Origin of the sequence: Kitasatospora sp. NPDC057512 (assembly GCF_042802135.1) — a bacterium.
Lineage (GTDB): Bacteria > Actinomycetota > Actinomycetes > Streptomycetales > Streptomycetaceae > Kitasatospora.
Genome location: NZ_JBHVET010000997.1, coordinates 1 through 2,461 on the forward strand (window position 1 = coordinate 1; position 2,461 = coordinate 2,461).

3 protein-coding genes are annotated in these 2,461 nt (G+C 78.6%); 2 read left to right on the forward strand and 1 reads right to left on the reverse strand.

Annotated elements, in window-relative coordinates; genetic code table 11:
* Positions 1-3 precede the first annotated feature (3 nt).
* The gene (locus tag ACFU6K_RS36725) at positions 4-816 is read right to left on the reverse strand and encodes a maleylpyruvate isomerase family mycothiol-dependent enzyme (RefSeq protein WP_380670641.1); all 813 of its coding nucleotides are present in this window, start codon (positions 814-816) and stop codon (positions 4-6) included.
* Between the two features lie 209 nt (positions 817-1,025).
* On the opposite strand from ACFU6K_RS36725, the gene ACFU6K_RS36730 reads away from it, so the two are divergent.
* Both ACFU6K_RS36730 and ACFU6K_RS36735 read left to right on the forward strand, forming a co-directional pair.
* Positions 1,026-1,550: a SigE family RNA polymerase sigma factor gene (locus tag ACFU6K_RS36730; protein ID WP_380670643.1), complete on the forward strand. Its 525-nt coding sequence runs from the start codon at positions 1,026-1,028 to the stop codon at positions 1,548-1,550.
* On the forward strand, positions 1,537-2,412 hold the full coding sequence (locus ACFU6K_RS36735; RefSeq protein ID WP_380670645.1) for a hypothetical protein: 876 nt from the start codon (positions 1,537-1,539) through the stop codon (positions 2,410-2,412). The genes ACFU6K_RS36730 and ACFU6K_RS36735 overlap by 14 nt, the downstream gene beginning before the upstream one ends.
* Positions 2,413-2,461: the final 49 nt, after the last annotated feature.

Genomic DNA, 2,461 nt, shown 5'->3' on the forward strand with positions numbered 1-2,461 from the left:
GGGTCAGGGGGCGGCGAACAGCCCGGGGAAGGACGGGGCCAGCCAGGGGCGGCGGCCCCAGGCGAGCACCTCGCCGCGCAGCAGGGCGCCGGGGGCGCTGCGGCGGCCCAGCGCGATGAGCAGGAACGCCACCGGTTCGACGAGGATCGTGCAGTCCGGGCGGCGGGGCGGGTCCTGGCTCACCGCGGCGGCGCCGTCCGTGAAGGTCACCGCGAACCCGTCCAGGCCCCGGCCGCGCAGCCGGTAGCAGGCGCTGTGGCCGGCCGCGGCGCGGGCGTCCGTCACCCGCGGCATGACCGTGCGCACGAACGGCATCGCCAGCCCGACCCGGCGCCGGTCGATCGGGTGCGGGCGGCCGAGGGCGACGGCGATGTCGTAGAGGTGGCCCAGCATGTGGGTCAGCAGGTAGGCGCCGAGGGTGTCCAGGTCCATCCGGCCGAGCGGGGTCGACACCGGCTCGGTGCCCGCGCGCGGGGCGGCCGCCACGGTGAACTCCCGTGCCCGCCGGGCGATCTCCCCGGCCAGCACGTCCGGGTCCCGTTCGGGCCGCTCGGCCAGCGAGGCCGCGTTCGCCGCGGCCAGCGAGCCCGGGGTGCCGTCCCCGTACGGCCGTTCCTCGCCGGCGGCCAGCGCGGCCATCAGCTCGTTGGCCATCGCCAGGTGGGCGGCCGCCTCGGCGACCGTCCACTCGGCGCCGGGGATCCGGGTGTCGCCGCGGCAGCCGGCGAGCAGGGCGACGGCCTCGTCGCCGACCGCGGTGAGCGCCTCGAAGAGCTCGGTGCGCGCGGCACCGGGAGAGTGCGGGGGGAGAGTCATGGAGGTGAAGCGTGGACGAGTGCCGCGCCGCTGTCCAGGTCCCGGCACCACCCGGGCCACCGGAGCGGCTCGCGGGTCCGCGCCCGCAGGCAACCCGAACCGCCCCCCGACGCGTCGAGCTGCCGTGAGAGGAAGAACGAACACGCGGCCCGGGCGGCCGCCACGGCAGACGGGAACGGCACGGACACCATGGCGGGGACGACGGCAGGATGACGGACGCGATACCGCCGGACTTCGAGGAGTTCGTCGCCGCCTGCGGGCCCAAGCTCCTGCGCACCGCCTGGCTGCTGACCGGCGACCCGCACCAGGCCGAGGACCTGCTGCAGACGGCGCTCGCCAAGGTCTGGCCCAAGTGGACCCGCATCGCCCCCGACCGGCCCGAGGCGTACCTGCGGAAGGTGCTGGTGAACTGCCACGTCTCCTGGTGGCGGCGCCGCTGGACCGGGGAACTGCCGCACGGCGAACTGCCGGAGCCGCCGCCGGGCCCGGACCCGTACGACGGGGTGGTGCTCGGCCAGGTGGTCGCCGAGGCGGTGCGGTCGCTGCCGCCGCGTCAGCGGGCCGTGGTGGTGCTGCGCTTCTTCGAGGACCTCGGCGTCGAGGAGACCGCCGAGGTGCTGCGCTGCAGCACGGGCACCGTCAAGAGCCAGACGCACCGGGCGCTGGCCGGCCTGCGCGGCCGGCTGCCGGCCCGGGAACTCCTGCTGGACGGGGGACCCCGTGAACGGCGCTGACCTGCACGGCCCGTACGGACCGTACGGTCCGGGCGAGGGCGGGCACGACGACGAGCAGGAGCTGCGGATCCTGCTCCACCGGGCCGTCCCGGCCCTCGGTTCGCCGCAGGACCGGATGGAGCGCGTCCTCGCCCGGGTCGAGCGGTCCAGGCGCCGCCGGCGGGCGGCCGGGCTCGCCGCGGGCCTCACCGCCGGACTCACCGCCGCCGTGCTGGCCGCCGCGCCCGCGCTCGCGCCGGCACCGGTGCGGGGAGCCGCGACGGGGCCCGCGGGCTCGGTGTCCGCCCCGGTGCTGTCGCCCCCGGCGGCGGCCCCGACGGTGTCGCCCGCCCCGACGGTGCCGGGAGGACCGTCCGCCGGGAGCGGGGCGACGGTCTTCTTCCCCCGGCTGCCCGAGATGCTCCTCGACCCGCCGGCGAACTGGCACGCCCTGGCCACGTCGAGCGCCGACCCCCGGGAGCGGTTCGGCTACCTCGGCACCCAGCCGCTGGGGGCGGCCCCGTCGTGCACGGCGGGCGCCGTCCGCTGCCCGCTGTCCGGGCGGCTGGCCGTGGACGGCGCCGTCCTCGCGTTCCGGCTGGTGGACGACCAGGGGCTGGCCGAGAAACTCGGCCCGACCCCGACCGGGCTGGGCGACACGGCCCTCGACAAGGAGTGCGCGGCGCTCGGCGGCGACCGCGAGCTGACCGGCCTGCGCACCGTCGAGCGCGCCGGCCCCGCCGCGGTGGTCGAGGTGACGGCCTGCCTGCGGCAGGCCTCCGACCCGACGCTGCGCCAGACGCGGCAGGCCTTCGACTCCGTCCGCTCCGCCCCGCCGGGCGGCCGCCCGCCGGGCCCCACCGGCCGGGCGGCGACGCCGTAGGCCCCGTCGTGCGGCCCCCCCCCCCCCCCGCGGGGGCGCCCCCCCCCCC

Coding starts and splice junctions, on each gene's coding strand:
- ACFU6K_RS36730 (WP_380670643.1), top strand. CDS start 1,026: ATGACGGACGCGATACCGCCGGACTTCGAGGAGTTCGTCGCCGCCTGC.
- ACFU6K_RS36725 (WP_380670641.1), bottom strand. CDS start 816: ATGACTCTCCCCCCGCACTCTCCCGGTGCCGCGCGCACCGAGCTCTTC.